Source organism: Candidatus Nebulibacter yamunensis (genome assembly GCF_024208055.1).
GTDB lineage: Bacteria > Pseudomonadota > Gammaproteobacteria > Francisellales > Francisellaceae > Caedibacter > Caedibacter lacustris.
On record NZ_JAMBMW010000005.1, the window covers coordinates 89,246 to 104,349 of the forward strand.

General features: G+C 34.3%; 15 protein-coding genes and 1 pseudogene. 10 read left to right on the top strand and 6 right to left on the bottom strand.

Going from position 1 to position 15,104, the window contains the following annotated elements; all coding sequences use genetic code 11:
- The first annotated feature begins 514 nt into the window (after positions 1-514).
- Positions 515-3,091: an Rne/Rng family ribonuclease gene (locus tag M1V25_RS03865; RefSeq protein WP_498842487.1), complete on the top strand. Its 2,577-nt coding sequence runs from the start codon at positions 515-517 to the stop codon at positions 3,089-3,091.
- A 219-nt stretch (positions 3,092-3,310) separates the two neighbouring features.
- Here the strand turns inward: M1V25_RS03865 and galE are convergent, their stop codons facing one another.
- Entirely contained in the window at positions 3,311-4,312 is a 1,002-nt protein-coding gene (galE, locus tag M1V25_RS03870) for a UDP-glucose 4-epimerase GalE (RefSeq protein WP_498842488.1), read from the bottom strand.
- A gap of 32 nt (positions 4,313-4,344) precedes the next feature.
- Complete coding sequence (purB, locus tag M1V25_RS03875) at positions 4,345-5,715, bottom strand: adenylosuccinate lyase (protein WP_498842489.1); 1,371 nt, start codon at positions 5,713-5,715, stop codon at positions 4,345-4,347.
- 197 nt (positions 5,716-5,912) lie between these two features.
- On the opposite strand from purB, the gene M1V25_RS03880 reads away from it, so the two are divergent.
- The 4 genes from M1V25_RS03880 (at position 5,913) to gnd (ending at position 10,106) form a co-directional block, all read left to right on the top strand.
- Entirely contained in the window at positions 5,913-7,247 is a 1,335-nt protein-coding gene (locus M1V25_RS03880; protein ID WP_498842490.1) for a metallopeptidase TldD-related protein, read from the top strand.
- A 2-nt stretch (positions 7,248-7,249) separates the two neighbouring features.
- Positions 7,250-8,164 (top strand): LysO family transporter, encoded by a 915-nt coding sequence (locus M1V25_RS03885; protein WP_498842491.1) that lies wholly within the window; start codon positions 7,250-7,252, stop codon positions 8,162-8,164.
- A gap of 10 nt (positions 8,165-8,174) precedes the next feature.
- Positions 8,175-8,534 carry a (2Fe-2S) ferredoxin domain-containing protein gene (locus M1V25_RS03890; RefSeq protein WP_116964718.1) on the top strand — a complete coding sequence of 120 codons (360 nt, stop codon included), beginning with the start codon at positions 8,175-8,177 and terminating at the stop codon, positions 8,532-8,534.
- 120 nt (positions 8,535-8,654) lie between these two features.
- Positions 8,655-10,106 carry a decarboxylating NADP(+)-dependent phosphogluconate dehydrogenase gene (gene gnd / locus M1V25_RS03895; protein WP_116964716.1) on the top strand — a complete coding sequence of 484 codons (1,452 nt, stop codon included), beginning with the start codon at positions 8,655-8,657 and terminating at the stop codon, positions 10,104-10,106.
- A 65-nt stretch (positions 10,107-10,171) separates the two neighbouring features.
- Here gnd and M1V25_RS03900 read toward each other — a convergent pair.
- The 3 genes and pseudogenes from M1V25_RS03900 to M1V25_RS03910 form a co-directional block, all read right to left on the bottom strand.
- Positions 10,172-10,290 (bottom strand): annotated as a pseudogene (locus M1V25_RS03900) (IS5/IS1182 family transposase); the annotation flags it as partial.
- Positions 10,291-10,339: 49 nt separating this feature from the next.
- Positions 10,340-10,561, bottom strand: coding sequence for a Tn3 family transposase (locus M1V25_RS03905; RefSeq protein ID WP_498842492.1), 222 nt, complete (start codon positions 10,559-10,561; stop codon positions 10,340-10,342).
- 28 nt (positions 10,562-10,589) lie between these two features.
- Complete coding sequence (locus M1V25_RS03910) at positions 10,590-11,288, bottom strand: Tn3 family transposase (RefSeq protein WP_498842500.1); 699 nt, start codon at positions 11,286-11,288, stop codon at positions 10,590-10,592.
- Between M1V25_RS03910 and M1V25_RS03915 the strand changes: the two genes are divergently transcribed.
- The 3 genes from M1V25_RS03915 to M1V25_RS03925 all read left to right on the top strand — a co-directional run bounded on the left by M1V25_RS03915 (position 11,257) and on the right by M1V25_RS03925 (position 12,530).
- On the top strand, positions 11,257-11,421 hold the full coding sequence (locus tag M1V25_RS03915) for a helix-turn-helix domain-containing protein (RefSeq protein ID WP_498842493.1): 165 nt from the start codon (positions 11,257-11,259) through the stop codon (positions 11,419-11,421). The genes M1V25_RS03910 and M1V25_RS03915 overlap by 32 nt on opposite strands.
- 99 nt (positions 11,422-11,520) lie before the next feature.
- Positions 11,521-12,006 carry a hypothetical protein gene (locus tag M1V25_RS03920; protein ID WP_498842494.1) on the top strand — a complete coding sequence of 162 codons (486 nt, stop codon included), beginning with the start codon at positions 11,521-11,523 and terminating at the stop codon, positions 12,004-12,006.
- Entirely contained in the window at positions 12,000-12,530 is a 531-nt protein-coding gene (locus M1V25_RS03925; protein ID WP_498842495.1) for a hypothetical protein, read from the top strand. Before M1V25_RS03920 ends, M1V25_RS03925 begins: the two co-directional genes overlap by 7 nt.
- 194 nt (positions 12,531-12,724) lie before the next feature.
- Here the strand turns inward: M1V25_RS03925 and M1V25_RS03930 are convergent, their stop codons facing one another.
- Positions 12,725-12,874, bottom strand: coding sequence for a hypothetical protein (locus tag M1V25_RS03930; protein ID WP_498842496.1), 150 nt, complete (start codon positions 12,872-12,874; stop codon positions 12,725-12,727).
- A 536-nt stretch (positions 12,875-13,410) separates the two neighbouring features.
- Between M1V25_RS03930 and M1V25_RS03935 the strand changes: the two genes are divergently transcribed.
- Entirely contained in the window at positions 13,411-14,058 is a 648-nt protein-coding gene (locus M1V25_RS03935) for a DUF1275 family protein (RefSeq protein WP_116964704.1), read from the top strand.
- Between the two features lie 22 nt (positions 14,059-14,080).
- Positions 14,081-14,926 (top strand): substrate-binding domain-containing protein, encoded by an 846-nt coding sequence (locus M1V25_RS03940; RefSeq protein ID WP_498842497.1) that lies wholly within the window; start codon positions 14,081-14,083, stop codon positions 14,924-14,926.
- The last annotated feature ends 178 nt before the right edge of the window (positions 14,927-15,104 follow it).

The window sequence follows — 15,104 nt, forward strand, 5'->3', positions numbered from 1 at the left end:
AAATAGGAAACAACCCCAACCAGCAGAGAATTCTCCAAGATCCACATTTTGTTTGCCATAAATAAACATGAGTAACTGGTTAAAGTAACAGTTATTTAATGTATAATAGAGCAAATGATGAGGTGTCTTGTTGCAAATCTATTGATCGACTTTGCAATAAGCACAGTACCCATGCTGATTTAGATGATTTTAATAAAGAGTAAAAACAATGCTCTTAAAGCTTACCTTAAGCCATTACAAGCCTGAGTTAAAAAATTAAACGTTAAATCACACAAAAGGCATGATAATAAGAAAATAAGTAGCTTTTTGTGCAAGCTTACATAACCAACTGATGTAACAAAAAACACAATGATGACGATTTTTATAACAATGATAACAATATTAGTTTGCTTAATACAGGTTTTAACTAACCAAACACAAGCATATGCTCTATCCAATCAAACATCGTCTTTTTACTACTTATCTCTCGCCATTATGCCTTTTAAACATCAATTATTTAAAAGGATACCAATTTATGAAAAAAATGCTGATCAATGCGCGCCAAGCAGAAGAAACGCGTATTGCTATTGTCGACAACAATCAGTTGTTAGATTTAGATATTGAAAGCGTTGACAGAGAACAAAAGAAAGCTAACATTTACAAAGCAAAAATTTCACGCATTGAGCCTAGCTTAAATGCCGTATTTGTAAACTATGGTGAAGATAAAAACGGCTTTTTGCCCTATAAAGAAATATCACCTGAGTATTTCAAGAAAACAACCAAAGATCCTAATACACCATTAAACGAATTACTTGATGTTGGTCAAGAGCTTATCGTGCAAATCGCTAAAGAAGAGCGTGGCACAAAAGGCGCTGCTCTTAGCACCTTTATTACGCTTGCAGGTTGCTATATGGTGCTTATGCCAAATAACCCAAGTGCTGGCGGAATCTCACGCCGTATCGAAGGTGATGAACGTCAAAAACTTAAGACTTTATTTGATTCTCTTACCATTCCAAACAATATGGGAGTTATTATTCGTACCGCTGGGGTAGATCGCTCAGCAGAAGAGATTCAAGCCGACCTTGATACATTAATTAACCTATGGGACGCGATAAAACGCGTTTCTTACCAGCGTAAAGCACCTTTTTTGATTCACAAAGAAAGCGACATTACCATTCGTGCCATTCGTGATCACTTAAAAGAAGATATTAATGAGATTATTATTGATGATGAAGAAGCTTTTGAGGATTTAAAACGCCAGCTATCTATGCTGCGTCCTCACTTTATCTCACGTTTACAGCTATACAAAAAAGAGCTTTCTCTTTTTAATGCTTTTCAAATCGAAAAGCAGATCGAAAGCGCTTTTAAGCGTGAAGTACACTTGCCTTCTGGTGGATCGATTGTCATTGACACAACCGAAGCTTTAACCGCTATCGATATTAACTCTGCACGTGCCACAAAGGGCGACAATATTGAAGAAACTGCGTTGGCTACTAATCTTGAAGCAGCTGAAGAAATTGCTAGACAATTGCGCTTACGTGATCTTGGAGGTCTAATCGTCGTTGACTTTATCGATATGGCATTCTTCCCTAACCAAAAAGCCGTTGAGCAAAAGCTGGTCGATGCATTATACAGTGATCGTGCTAAGATTCAAATGACGCGTATTTCTAAGTTTGGCTTAGTTGAAATTTCTCGCCAGCGCTTGCAAGCATCTCTAGGTGAGTCTGTGATGCACGCTTGTCCTCGTTGTGAGGGTCATGGCTTTATTCGCTCCATCCCATCACTTGCACTATCCATTTTACGTAACGTTCACGCTGAAGCATTGCGCGAGAAAACAAATGAACTACGTGTTCAATTGCCAATCGATGTTGCTACCTTTTTATTGAACGAAAAACGCGATGAATTATCACAAATTGAGGAAGGCACTAACACTAAGGTACTCTTGATTCCAAATGCAAACTTACAATCACCGCATTATAACATTCAACGAATATGGGGAGAGGCTTACACGGCTAATCGCCCAAGCTATAATTTGATTGAGGAAGAGCAAAATGTCCAATTATACAAGACACCTAAGCACGACAAATCGAAACAACCTGCATTAAAATCAGTTAATCAAACTCTAAACTCAGATGAACTTGATAAGGCAAACAACAAGAGCAATCAAAAACTAAACCGACAAGTGCCTCAAAAACAAATCGATAAGCATGAGAAAAATCAAAAAAATCAAGTTCAAAAAAATCTTTTGGTAAAATTAATGTCCTTTTTCTTCTCCGAAAAACAAAACGAAAAAGAAAAATCTAATCATAAGCATATTAACAAAGAAAACTCCAATAAAGATCAATGTAATGAACAACGCAACGATCGAAATATTCGTGATAATAATGATCGGGGCAATAAGCAAAATCGTCAACAGCAAAGCGATAAAAGTGATAACGTTGCAATAAAGCAAAAACGTGAGCAAAATAGCCAACAAAGTAATGAGCGCGATCGCAATGCCAACAAACTAAACGGACGTAATAATAGACCAAATCAACGTTTACAAGTTCATCAAAGTGAAGAAGTGATTAATATTTCCATCTTGAAAAAAGAGTCTCCAGAAGCAATTAAGGCTGCTAAAGAGAAAGCCATGATGAAGACCATTTCAACCACTCCTGAAGAAAAAATTTCACTGATGGTGAGGAAAGTATTAACTGAAGCTAATACTGTAAGTAGTGGTAAAGCTACTCAAATTGAAACGCACTCTGCCCATACAAACAAAACGAAATATCTAACCTTTGAAGTCATTAACATTACTGAATTAGCTAAAGAAGAAGTTTTAAAAGGTCAAGTACCATCAGAAGGTGACGTTATTGTAGTTGAACATGATAATGAAGGTACAGATGATGAGGTATTTGATGTTATTGTTGATGAAGCAACAATTCAAAGCTCGGATGCTGATAATAACATGAAAGAATCAGATAACTCAGAAGAACAGAAAATTAAAAAACCAAAGGTGCAAGATAAAAAAGCTCGTCCACGTAAAAATACACGCAAAGCTCTATTTATCGAATATTCTGCTGCTGTTGATGTCAACTCACAAGGTTTTATTTCTAAAGAATTACAACAGTAATACCTCTTGGTCATCTAATAGCAAGTGATCACTTTAGGCACAGCTAAAAACATATGACTTACCTTAATTATTTCAAATGATGGCATATCTGCCAGCAGGTAAATGATTCATGAGTTTCAAACCCCTCCTCCAATGCAAGCTTGATAATAGGGGTATCCTTACTTATCTCTATTTGTTGAACAACTTTCCTAAATAATATCACGTTTGTCAACTAACCATTTATTTACTTTGGTTACACTGCCAACGCCAACTATCAACCATCATTGTATAAATATCTCTTTTTGCCTGCCAGTTAAGCTCCTTTTGCGCTTTAGCGCAGTCTGCCCAACATTCATCAATATCACCTGCTCGTTTGGATTTAATTTGAAATGGGACTTTTTGCTTTGATGCTGTCTCAAATGCTTTAATAATTTCAAGCACTGAATAGCCTTTACCTGTACCTAAATTCCAAACGTAACAACCGTTTTTATCCTTAATATAATCATAAGCTTTTAAATGACCATTAGCTAAATCCACAACATGAATATAATCACGTACACCTGTACCATCTTTTGTATTGTAATCATTTCCAAATACCGATAATTTTGGCAATTTACCACTGGCTACTTGGGTAATATAAGGCAATAAATTATTAGGAATACCATTTGGTAACTCTCCAATCAATCCACTTTCATGTGCCCCGATTGGGTTAAAATAACGTAAGATTGCAATGGACCATTCTTTATCTGCAAATGATAAATCTTGCAAGATTTTCTCGATTATGACTTTAGACTGTCCATAAGGGTTTATTGGTGTACCAATCGGGCAATTTTCTGTTATTGGAATCTCATGAGGATTACCATAAACCGTAGCAGAAGAGCTAAATACAAATTTCTTAATACCTCTATCGTACATGACATTGAGTAAGTTTAGCGTACCAGAAACATTGTTATCATAATATTCCAAGGGTTTCAAAACACTTTCACCCACTGCTTTTAAGGCTGCAAAATGAATGACCATTTCAATTGGATATTGCTCAAAAATACTTATTAAAAATGCCTTATCACGGATATCTCCTTTGACAAAAATTGGCTTTGTGCCTGTTATCTCATAAATGCGATCTATTATAACTTGTGAGCTATTGTATAGGTTATCGATAATGATAACATCAAGCCCTATCGTAATAAACTCGACTACAGTATGTGAGCCAATAAAGCCTGTACCACCCGTAATTAAAATCATTTTTTATCCTTTTTAATTTATATTACAAAGTGCTAATGTTTGATATATTCTTGACACAACTGTTCAGCAATACCAATATAATTCGCAGGAGTCATTGCCTTAAGGGATTGTTTAACCTCATAAGGCAAGGTCAAGCTGTCAATAAAAGCAGATAAATCATGCAGTGATATGCGCTTGCCACGCGTAAGTTCTTTTAATTTCTCATAGGGCTGTTCAATACCATAACGGCGCATCACCGTTTGTACGGCTTCACCTAATACTTCAACGTTATCCTTTAAATCTTCTAAAATTGGCTCCCGATTGAGCTCTAGTTTACTCATTCCCTTTAGCATTGCCTGATACGCAATTAAGCTATAAGCCAAACTCATGCCGATATTACGCAATACAGTAGAATCCGTTAAATCACGCTGCCAACGTGAGATCGGCAATTTAGACGATAAGTGATTCATTAAACTATTTGCCACACCTAGATTACCTTCTGCGTTTTCAAAATCAATTGGATTGACTTTATGCGGCATGGTGGATGAGCCAATTTCACCTGTAATAGTTTTCTGTTTAAAATAATTTAATGAAATATAGCTCCAAATGTCCCGATTAAAGTCAATACAAATTGTATTGATGCGACACAAACAATCAAAGCACTCTGCAATATAGTCATGCGGTTCAATTTGGGTAGTCAATGGATTGTAGGTCAGTCCTAAGGATTGGATAAAGTGTTTTGCAATCTCTGGCCAATCAAGGTTAGGATAAGCTGCGATATGTGCATTAAAATTTCCAACAGCACCATTTATCTTACCTAAATATTCAAGCTTTTTTAATTGCATAATTTGTCGTTCTAAACGATAACTGACATTTGCAAACTCTTTGCCTAAGGTTGTTGGGGATGCTGGTTGTCCATGCGTGCGCGATAACATCGGCTGATCGGCAAAATCTAAAGCAAACTTAGCAATAACCTTCTGTATATAGGTAATTTCAGGTAATATCACTTTATTAACGCCATGCTTTAGCATCAAGGCATAAGATAAATTATTGATGTCTTCTGAAGTACAAGCAAAATGAATAAATTCACTTATTCGACTTAACTCAGCATGATTAGCAATTTTATTTTTTATGAAATACTCCACGGCCTTAACATCATGATTGGTAGTTGTTTCAATTTTTTTAACCTCCAACGCATCTTCTTCACTGAAATTTTTGATAATTTCATCCAAGTACTCTAACGCACTTTGTGAGAGTTTTGGTACTTCAATAATTTTATCTTCCTTAGCTAGTTGCTTAAGCCATTTTATTTCAACAACTATACGATAATAAATTAAACCATATTCACTTAAATGCGCGCGTAGTGCGTCGACTTTATTCGCATAACGACCATCAACGGGTGATAAACAAAACACTGAGTTCATAAAGGGAGAAATTAGCGTAAAACAAAAGTGTAGTGATTGTAACAAAAACCTTTGACTTCCCTCAAATGCTATTTTGTTTTTTCTTAACAAATTAAAGAAACAAAAATCTTCAACCAATATTTGCTATCTTTAGGTTGATTCTAGATAATGATTGTCATTCATCCTTACTTAATAAAAGAGATTATAAATAGCCAGCCATGTTAATCTTAGACAAACTATCTTACATCAAAACGGTACTTACCAGTACTTATGAGCGTTTACAACACAAAAATATTGATGCCTTTGAAATAAGCTGTAGTTATAACCAAGGGCACGTCATCGCTGTACGTGATTTACAAACTGAAACACTTGAATTTAATGTTACTCAACAACTTAATGTAACCGTTTATCATCAAGGCAAAACAGGCTATGCTGAAACTTCTGATCTAAGTGATAAAAGCATTCAATCAATTATTGATAGTGCCACGGCGATTGCTCAATATACAGAAGTTGACCCCTTTGCTGGCATCGTTGATAAAGCTTTTTTATGTGAACCACAAAAGATGCCTGAACTATACTGTCCCATTGTGGACTTTAGCATTGAAAAAACCATTGAACATGCCAAAACATGTGAGCAACTAGCAGTTAGTCAAAAAAGCATTTTCCATTCTGAAGGCGTGGATATCAACAGTTTTGAAATCATACATGGTTTTGCTAATAGCTATGGCTTTATACACGTTTATCCTGAAACACGTCATAGTATCGGTATTGGACTTATTGCTAAAGACAAGCATGGCATGCAACGTGATAATGCGTATTTTAGTGCTTATGACTTCTTTGCTTTACCAACTATTCAAGAAATCGCAAACCTTGCAATTGAACGCACTTTAAATAGACGAAATCCAAAGAAAATTAAGAGTCAACGTTTACCTATTTTGCTCTCCCCTGCCATTGCACGTATATTCTGGAAAACATTGTTATCTGCGATAAAAGGGGGACATCAATATCACAAAGATACCTTTTTACTGAATAAACTTGATTATGATATTTTAAGTCAAAATATGAGTTTGATTGAAAACCCAAATATTAAAAATGGTTTAGGAAATCAACCTTATGATGACGAGGGAGTCAATTTTGGTGAAAACCCCATTATTGTCAATGGCAAACTTAAACGCTATCTATTAAATAGCTATAGTGCACGTCAGTTAAATTCAACAACTACAGGTAACTCAGGAGGGGTTAGTAATGTAATTGTTAACAGTACCCAAACCATATCACTTGATGCTCTTATTAAAAAAATGGATAAAGGCATTATCATTCATGAAATAATGGGACAAGGCTTTAATCTCACAACAGGAGACTATTCACAAGGTGCGATGGGGTATTATATTGAAAATGGTATCATCCAATACCCAATTGACAATTTTACCATCGCTGGGAATTTAACAGATCTATTTCATAACATTGTTGCCATGGGGGAAGATATTGATACATTTTCGCATATTCGTACAGGTTCTTTACTAATTAGCACATGTAACATTAGTGGTGAATAACGATGCTTCAGGCAATTATTATTCTATTTGCTTTGGTCTTAGGTTATTTTATTAACGTTAAACACTTATCCAACAAAGTAATGAGTAAACTCTTATCAATGATGATTAGCCTGATTATTACTGTGATGGGTTATAACTTTGGTGAGCTTATTTATCATTTAAAAGGTGAACTTCTAGCAATACTTGCTATTGTACTAAGCTTTATTGTTACTTTGTTCTTTGTTAATATTTTTGCCGTAACGCTTTACCTAAAAATAAAACCCAAACATGCACTGGTAGCTCATACTCAATTTATCAAATCTACTAATCCAGTTAAGCCTATTTTAGAAAGTTGCAAATACCTTAGTTATCTTATTATTGGTAGCTTACTTGGCTTATTTATTAACAAACCTTTTCCTTATATTGAACTCATGATTGATGGCATTTTGATCTTAACGCTATTTATTATTGGTGTCCAAATGCGACGTGAGGGTCACTCATTAGCCCAAATCCTAAAAAACAAAGTAGGTATCATGATAGCAATTATTCTTATCCTAAGTTCATTGATTAGTGGAATAATATTGAGTTTTATTTTCAATATCTCCACAGGTCACGCATTGATGCTTAGCAGTGGTTTTGGTTGGTATAGTTTAGCAAGTATCTTAAATGCACAACTCATTGATGCTCATTTTGGTACCATGACATTTTTTATCGATTTTTCACGTGAAATTATTGCTATCATTATTATTCCCATACTAGCAAAACGCATGCCAACTGAACTTGTAAGTTACTGTGGTGCAACAGCGATGGATTTTACACTACCAGTTATCAAAGATCATATTGGCATTAGTGCAGTACCTATTGCCATCAGTAGCGGCTTTGTTTTAACCCTTGCTACACCTATTTTAATTCCTATGTTTAACCTCATTCCATTTTAAAGGACATAGCATGGAAGATAATTTAGCTGCCAAAAAAGCGCATTTACTTGGCATTCAAAACATAAAACGGCATATTTTTTTATGCTGTGATCAAAGCATTGATAAGTGCTGTAACAAAGAAGATTCAATGGTTTCTTGGAAATATCTTAAAAAACGTCTATCTGAACTTAGACTGTCACAACATGGTGAAGTATATCGTACCAAGGCAAACTGTTTTCGTATCTGCATCCAAGGACCAATTGCTGTTGTTTATCCAGATGGCATTTGGTATCACTCTTGTACGCCAGAAGTATTAGAAGAAATCATTCAATCTCACATTATTGGCGGTCAAATCGTAAAAAAATACCAAATTAAAGCATCTGAACAATAGAAAATCACTTTTGTTTTTACCTTGTTACTTTTTTCCATTCTTAATAAAAGCCTTTATCTTACCAAATCAAAGCTTTACAATGCCTAGCATATTGTTTTTCTATCGTTTTGGAGTGCATGAATGCAGCAAAAAGGAGACATTGCCGTTGTTGGCTTAGCAGTGATGGGTCAAAACTTGATTCTCAATATGAATGATCATGGGTTTACAGTTGTTGCTTACAATCGCACAACCAGTAAAGTGGATGAATTTCTAAATGGCAATGCTAAAGGTACAAATATTATTGGTGCCTATTCGATTAAAGATATGCTTTCAAAACTCAAAAAACCACGTAAAGTGATGTTGATGGTAAAAGCAGGAGAAGTTGTCGATCAATTTATTGATAGCTTAATTCCTCAACTTGATCAAGGCGATGTTATTATCGATGGTGGCAATTCCAACTTTGCAGATACCGAACGTCGTGTAAAAACATTAAAGAAAAAAGGAATTTACTTTATCGGTACAGGGGTTTCAGGCGGTGAAGAAGGAGCGCGTTTTGGACCTTCAATGATGCCTGGTGGTATGATGGAAGCATGGCCCACAATTAAACCTATCTTTAAAGCAATTGCTGCTAAAACACCAAATGGTGAAGCCTGTTGTGAATGGGTTGGCTCTGGAGGTGCAGGACACTTTGTTAAAATGGTACATAATGGAATTGAATATGGTGATATGCAGCTAATATGCGAAGCTTATCAATTTATGAAAGACTTGCTTGAGCTAGATAATGAACACTTATCTGCTATTTTTACCAACTGGAATCAAACGGAACTTAATAGTTATTTAATTGAAATCACTGCCAATATCTTGAAGTTTCAAGATAAGGAAGGCTATGTTATTGATCGGATTTTAGATACCGCTGGACAGAAAGGTACTGGCAAATGGACAGGCATTAATGCACTTGATTTAGGTATACCTTTGACCTTAATTGCAGAAAGTGTTTTTGCACGTTGTATTTCAGCTCAAAAAAATACTCGCCTACAAGCAGAGCGTTTTTATGGCAAGAAAGCTTACCCACATACCCCTATTTCTAGCGCACTATTACACGATTTACAACAATCACTCCTATTTGCCAAAATCATCTCCTATGCGCAAGGTTATATGCTTATGCAAGAAGCCTCCCAAACATACAATTGGATACTTAATTATGGTGATATTGCGCTTATGTGGCGTGAAGGTTGTATTATTCGTAGTATATTTTTAGAAAAAATAAAAGCTGCTTTTGATCGTAGTCCCCAATTACAAAATTTGTTATTTGATGACTATTTTAAATCTCTTGTTCAAAAAGCATTACCAAGTGTAAGGCGAATCGTTGCTAAAGGTATAGAAACTGGTATTGCTATGCCTGCATTAACTTCTGCATTAAGTTTTTTTGATGGTTTTACTACAGCTAGGCTACCGGCAAATTTACTCCAGGCACAACGTGACTATTTTGGCGCACATACTTATGAGCGTTTAGACAAAGCATATGGTCAATTTTTCCACACTGATTGGATTGGCTCTAATAGCAATGTTTCATCTTCTGGATATAATGTTTAGAGTCCGATTCATACATGGATTTACTGTTTGCATTTTTGTTTGCTAATCTAATCAGTGTTTTGCAGTCATATTAAACTTCCCGAAATGTGCAAAAAACCACTGAAACTGATCCTTGTTTTATCAAATCTAGAAAAAACTCTGCGAAAGTGTTTCAGCTTAGAAAAAAGCACTCAATTAGGTGCCTGGGCTGGGGTTTCCTGCAGAGCCCTCCATTTTTCCCTGTTTTTCAATTTTCACCCCTTCTCAAAGTGCGATGTCAGCTTACTTTCAAGGAATTTTGATATTACTTCAATATCAGGCGCATAATCCTGGGACATAAACTTGTATCTTCCAGTAACGTTAATATGTTGCCATGCTACTGGCGATATACGATTTATGATTTGCTTAGCTTTATCTTCCCCGTATTTTTCGACCAGTTTAATATATATTCGATAATAAGATTGAATTGTAAGCAATTACACAGTTGGCAATGAGTCTTGATGCCTAAATATAAACACAGTTATCAATTGTTTTATTGCCTCTAAACAAGCCATCATGCACCTTTCTAATAATGCGTTGGAGCTGATGATATGACTCGGTTCTGTTTCTTGCTCTTCTTAATTTCTGTTGAAGAGATTCATCATTAATCAGGTTTAAAATGTGTATTGTTTTGAGTATTTTGTTGTACTCCCATAATGCCGACTTTAAACGTATGTTCCGCTTGTGTGATGACAATTTTTTAACGATAACCGCCTGTGTATTATGTTGAAGTATAAGTGAAAGAAGCACTCTGATAATTTCACGTTTTTGACTCTTAATAAGAGCAAGATCAACTTTTCCTTTTGGCGAGATTAACCCTTTATATATATCTAAATCACGCGTACAGTAAAGAAACGCAGAGGCTTCTCGAATATTTTTTATACTTGGCACAAACTCGATATCAATTGCATCAAGTGCAATATAATTAATCTGATTTACCGTATGATTATCGCCAGTCAGCATATCAATTTTGATTTGTGAAGTGTTGTTGTATACCAAATCAAAAGCAAAATGACTCTCGTGCTCATTACACCCTATTAATCGAGCATTGATTGGAACATGATTAGCCATCAGCGATACAACAGAAATTCCAGGAGAATCACCAAAATATTTCTTTGAGTAGCGCGATTTAATGTTTTTACCGAAAATCTGGGGATGTGATATAACTCATCAATTTGCTGAAGCACTTTACAATCAAAAAGAACTCACAACTGAAGAAATTGCCAAGCAACTTAATATTTCTCGTACAACGCTTTACAAGTATTTAAAAGCTAGATCAAACGTTAAAAAACAGTAATCAGATAAAATACTGCTCATGTTGCGAGGGACTAGTTTTTATGTTAGCGTTTCTCCGGAAACTAGTTTTTACTAAATCTAACACAGGGAGACAGAAGAAATGAGTTCTTTTAAAAAAGCATGCTCATCATTGGCGCTTATAAGCATACTTTCAGCTGCTGCAGTCAGTGCTTTTGCAGGCAACCAAAGTGTTTTCCCTTACAATAATCCCGTATTAATGGAGACGTTAAGTAAATATCAAATAAATCCAACTGAAGTTAGAGAGGTTAGCTTGGGTGAACCAACTATCCTGAGTCAAAACGAATTGGATAAAATTATGCAACAAGAGCAAATATTTTTTACCTCTAGCAAAAACCTTAAAAATATAGGTTGTGTTGGAGCATATGTTAGTACTGAATATGGCAATACGTGGGTGATAGTCAATAAATGCAGCAAACCAATTAGTTTTAATGTTGTTTTAAGACATAACGACGGATACACAGCATCATTTGGTAAAAAGTGTACTCCTGCTCACGCATTATACACAACAGGTTACAAATATAGCTGGCAATTAGTATCGATGACAGATGGTGAACCTCAATGCTAGGAAAGCTTTTCCACTATCTTTACGTGGGAGTTTTATATTTATTTTTATGCAGCAGTGCATACTCATCTGAATACAAAGAAAGTAATTTAAGCTTTGATATTAAAATCAATGATTCTGAGCCTGTTTTGCTACAGCCTGTGAATGAGCAAATAGTTCATCACAACTATGAAAACTTTAAGTTATATATCTTGAAACCTGCTGCTTTAAAAGATAATTACCAATATGGATATGAAAAGATTGAGCCTTACCTTAATGAAGGCAATACAGAGGATTCTTATTTTATATTTATAGCATCTAGAAGTAATGATTCATGCTATGTTTTTCAATATTCAACCAAATATACGCTTTTAAATACTAAAGTTACGGGCAGTAGTGTTGTACATATTCAACTTGAAATAAAAAATAATAATATAAACGATGTAACTAAGTATGACGATGAGCACCCATCTAGCTTGATAAGATTAAACTTTGATGGGCAAAATCAACTATGCTCTACAATCATCAATAAGCGTCAAGTAGAGTAGTAAATATAACTCATAAACTATACACTCCTATTGACACTATCCCTATTGAGATAGGCATAAAGCTGATTTCAACTGATCCCAGAATTTCTTGAGTTGGATTGACATTAGGGTTTGAGAGGATGTGGCAATTACAAAACAGGGAAAAATGGAGAGCTCTGCAGGAAGCCCTCTGCCTCTCTTTGTAAATTCCTTTATCATACTAATGAAACTCCTTTGCCTCTACCAAGCGCTTGAGCATCGCTGCCATGCTTTTCATAACCTGCTGCACAAAGAGCATGTGCTATTACAATAGTTGAATCAAGCATGGTATCTTGCAAATCTGCATCACTAAAATTGATCATCATACTTTCCCATATTTTTCGTTCAGCTTAGTGTTTGTAAAGCCAGTACGAAAAAGTCTCTGTAAAGCGCCAACGAATATTGTCAGCATTTTAAACGTGTATGCCTTTTATTGTTTGTAAAAACATATACATCTTTTTCCAAACTTCATCACTTATGTGATAATCCATCCTGCAATCCTTTTTTTAGTTTTTTCAAAATATATTTCAATTTAAGGATTGCAAGCTTTCAAATCTTTTTTAATTAAATCAACCTAATTACATATTTATGCTATCTATTTTTATAAATATTTGTTAATTTAAATAACAAAATTATTTAGACTGAAAATAATGGTATCTATTTCAAAGGTTTTAATCACTCACTAAAATTTACTGTGATTTATTTTGGCTATTTTAGTGGTTAGTTTAGACCGTTTGGACAGCCTCTAATTGGAGTAAAGAAACAAGGCTATATTGAATGATAAATTATACGACTCTAAAACAGTTTGAATGTACAATTGAGTCGGAAACTCAAAAGTGTCCCAAATTAGAGTAGATCAATCATGAATAAACGAGATTTAATTAACTATTATCAACTAGCTTTTATTAATGGTGTTAACGATGCTATTTCCGTCATTATGCTATATAAAGTTTTTGTAGTGTTAATGACAGGTAATATTATTTATTTTATTGCAGATATGGCAACTAACCCTCAATTTACTGACATGGTAAGAGCAACTTTACTTATCAACTTTGTTATTTCAGGGATAGTTGTTCATAATTTGTTGGTTAAAAAAAGTGTTAAGTTCCGTATTATTTTATCTTTAGGATTTGTGATAATCTATTGCTTTGCTGGGAGGGTCGCCCTAACTAGTGGTCACTTACAGGAAGATAGCTTAGGATTTTTAATTGTTGCGAATATAGCTACCATTATGAGTATTATTACGAATAACGTCTTTTATCGCTTTCATTCAACCAAAATTAATCTAGTTGCCTATACTATGAATTTATTAAACCTTGCACATATGTTCGCTGAAAAACGTTATTTTGATTTAGTACTTATCAGTACAACCATAATCAGCTTTGTTCTGGGACTAACAATCGGTGCATTTTTAACCATTTTATGGGATTTTTATACAATACTTATTATTATCCCTATTTTAATTTATTTGTATTGGACGCATAATAAACCATTGACTCACATAAATTAATTATCTAAAAAAGGTTAGAAATATGAATGAAGCATTAAAAATTTCAACTTTTAAAGATATATCGGCTTTCATTTTAGAAACGTTACAAAAACGTTACCAAGCAGATATTGAAATTAAATACGTTAAAAACGCTAATGAAAGCCATCAAGACTTAATAGACAAAAGAGCTGATATCGTTTTCATGTCATACGATGATACCTTATCTATTTACTTTGAAAAAAAATTCCATGATATTAGAGCGTTTATGCCAATTCATGGTGGGATACTTGATTTATGTGGAAATATTAATTTTAAGCTAAACCAAGTTAATATTGGTATTGATACCGACAGTGGTTATGCTCGAGCTTTGAGGACTTACCTTAAGACAACGTTGAGTACCCAAGATTATAATCAATTAAAATGGCTAAAATCCGGTGCAACAAATATTCGTTACAAAAAACTAATTAATGGTCAATTAGATGCAACGTTATTAAACCCTCCTTTTTGTGTCATGCCAAATGTAAACTGTCTGACAAATCTTTATAAGCACCTTGGTGAATATCAAGGGTTAATTGCAAATACCAGACAAAAATGGTTTATAAAAAATCAGAGTAGAGTCAATAAATTTATAACTATTTATCACGAACTTTTAGCATCTATACTAAATAACGCTGAACAAACTATTGACCAGATTAAACAATTTTATGCTATATCTCAAGATACTGCACAAAAAATATATGCACGACTATTAGAATCTGATGGTTTAAATTTTTCAAAAGATTTCAATAATAGATTGAAAAATACCGAAAAAATTTTTTGTAGTGAAATGAAAAACGTATATATTCCAGAAAAAAGAGATTGGATAATAACCTACGATATTGTTTCCTAAGTCAAAAAATAATTAATAGTACAATTTGATTCGCTACCCTTGTATACAGGATATTTTAAAAAAGTTAAAGAGGTAAGGGTCGTTTTTATCGTATTGATAAACTAATGACAAATAAAAAACCTGATGATGTTCTACTTTCACATGACGAATGCCACACTATCATCGACGCTAACTGTTT

Bases quoted from the DNA above. Each gene is read 5' to 3' on its own strand.
- M1V25_RS03865 (WP_498842487.1), top strand. From the start codon at position 515: ATGAAAAAAATGCTGATCAATGCGCGCCAAGCAGAAGAAACGCGTATT.
- galE (WP_498842488.1), bottom strand. From the start codon at position 4,312: ATGATTTTAATTACGGGTGGTACAGGCTTTATTGGCTCACATACTGTA.
- purB (WP_498842489.1), bottom strand. From the start codon at position 5,715: ATGAACTCAGTGTTTTGTTTATCACCCGTTGATGGTCGTTATGCGAAT.
- M1V25_RS03880 (WP_498842490.1), top strand. From the start codon at position 5,913: ATGTTAATCTTAGACAAACTATCTTACATCAAAACGGTACTTACCAGT.
- M1V25_RS03885 (WP_498842491.1), top strand. From the start codon at position 7,250: ATGCTTCAGGCAATTATTATTCTATTTGCTTTGGTCTTAGGTTATTTT.
- M1V25_RS03890 (WP_116964718.1), top strand. From the start codon at position 8,175: ATGGAAGATAATTTAGCTGCCAAAAAAGCGCATTTACTTGGCATTCAA.
- gnd (WP_116964716.1), top strand. From the start codon at position 8,655: ATGCAGCAAAAAGGAGACATTGCCGTTGTTGGCTTAGCAGTGATGGGT.
- M1V25_RS03915 (WP_498842493.1), top strand. From the start codon at position 11,257: ATGTTTTTACCGAAAATCTGGGGATGTGATATAACTCATCAATTTGCT.
- M1V25_RS03920 (WP_498842494.1), top strand. From the start codon at position 11,521: ATGAGTTCTTTTAAAAAAGCATGCTCATCATTGGCGCTTATAAGCATA.
- M1V25_RS03925 (WP_498842495.1), top strand. From the start codon at position 12,000: ATGCTAGGAAAGCTTTTCCACTATCTTTACGTGGGAGTTTTATATTTA.
- M1V25_RS03930 (WP_498842496.1), bottom strand. From the start codon at position 12,874: ATGATGATCAATTTTAGTGATGCAGATTTGCAAGATACCATGCTTGAT.
- M1V25_RS03935 (WP_116964704.1), top strand. From the start codon at position 13,411: ATGAATAAACGAGATTTAATTAACTATTATCAACTAGCTTTTATTAAT.
- M1V25_RS03940 (WP_498842497.1), top strand. From the start codon at position 14,081: ATGAATGAAGCATTAAAAATTTCAACTTTTAAAGATATATCGGCTTTC.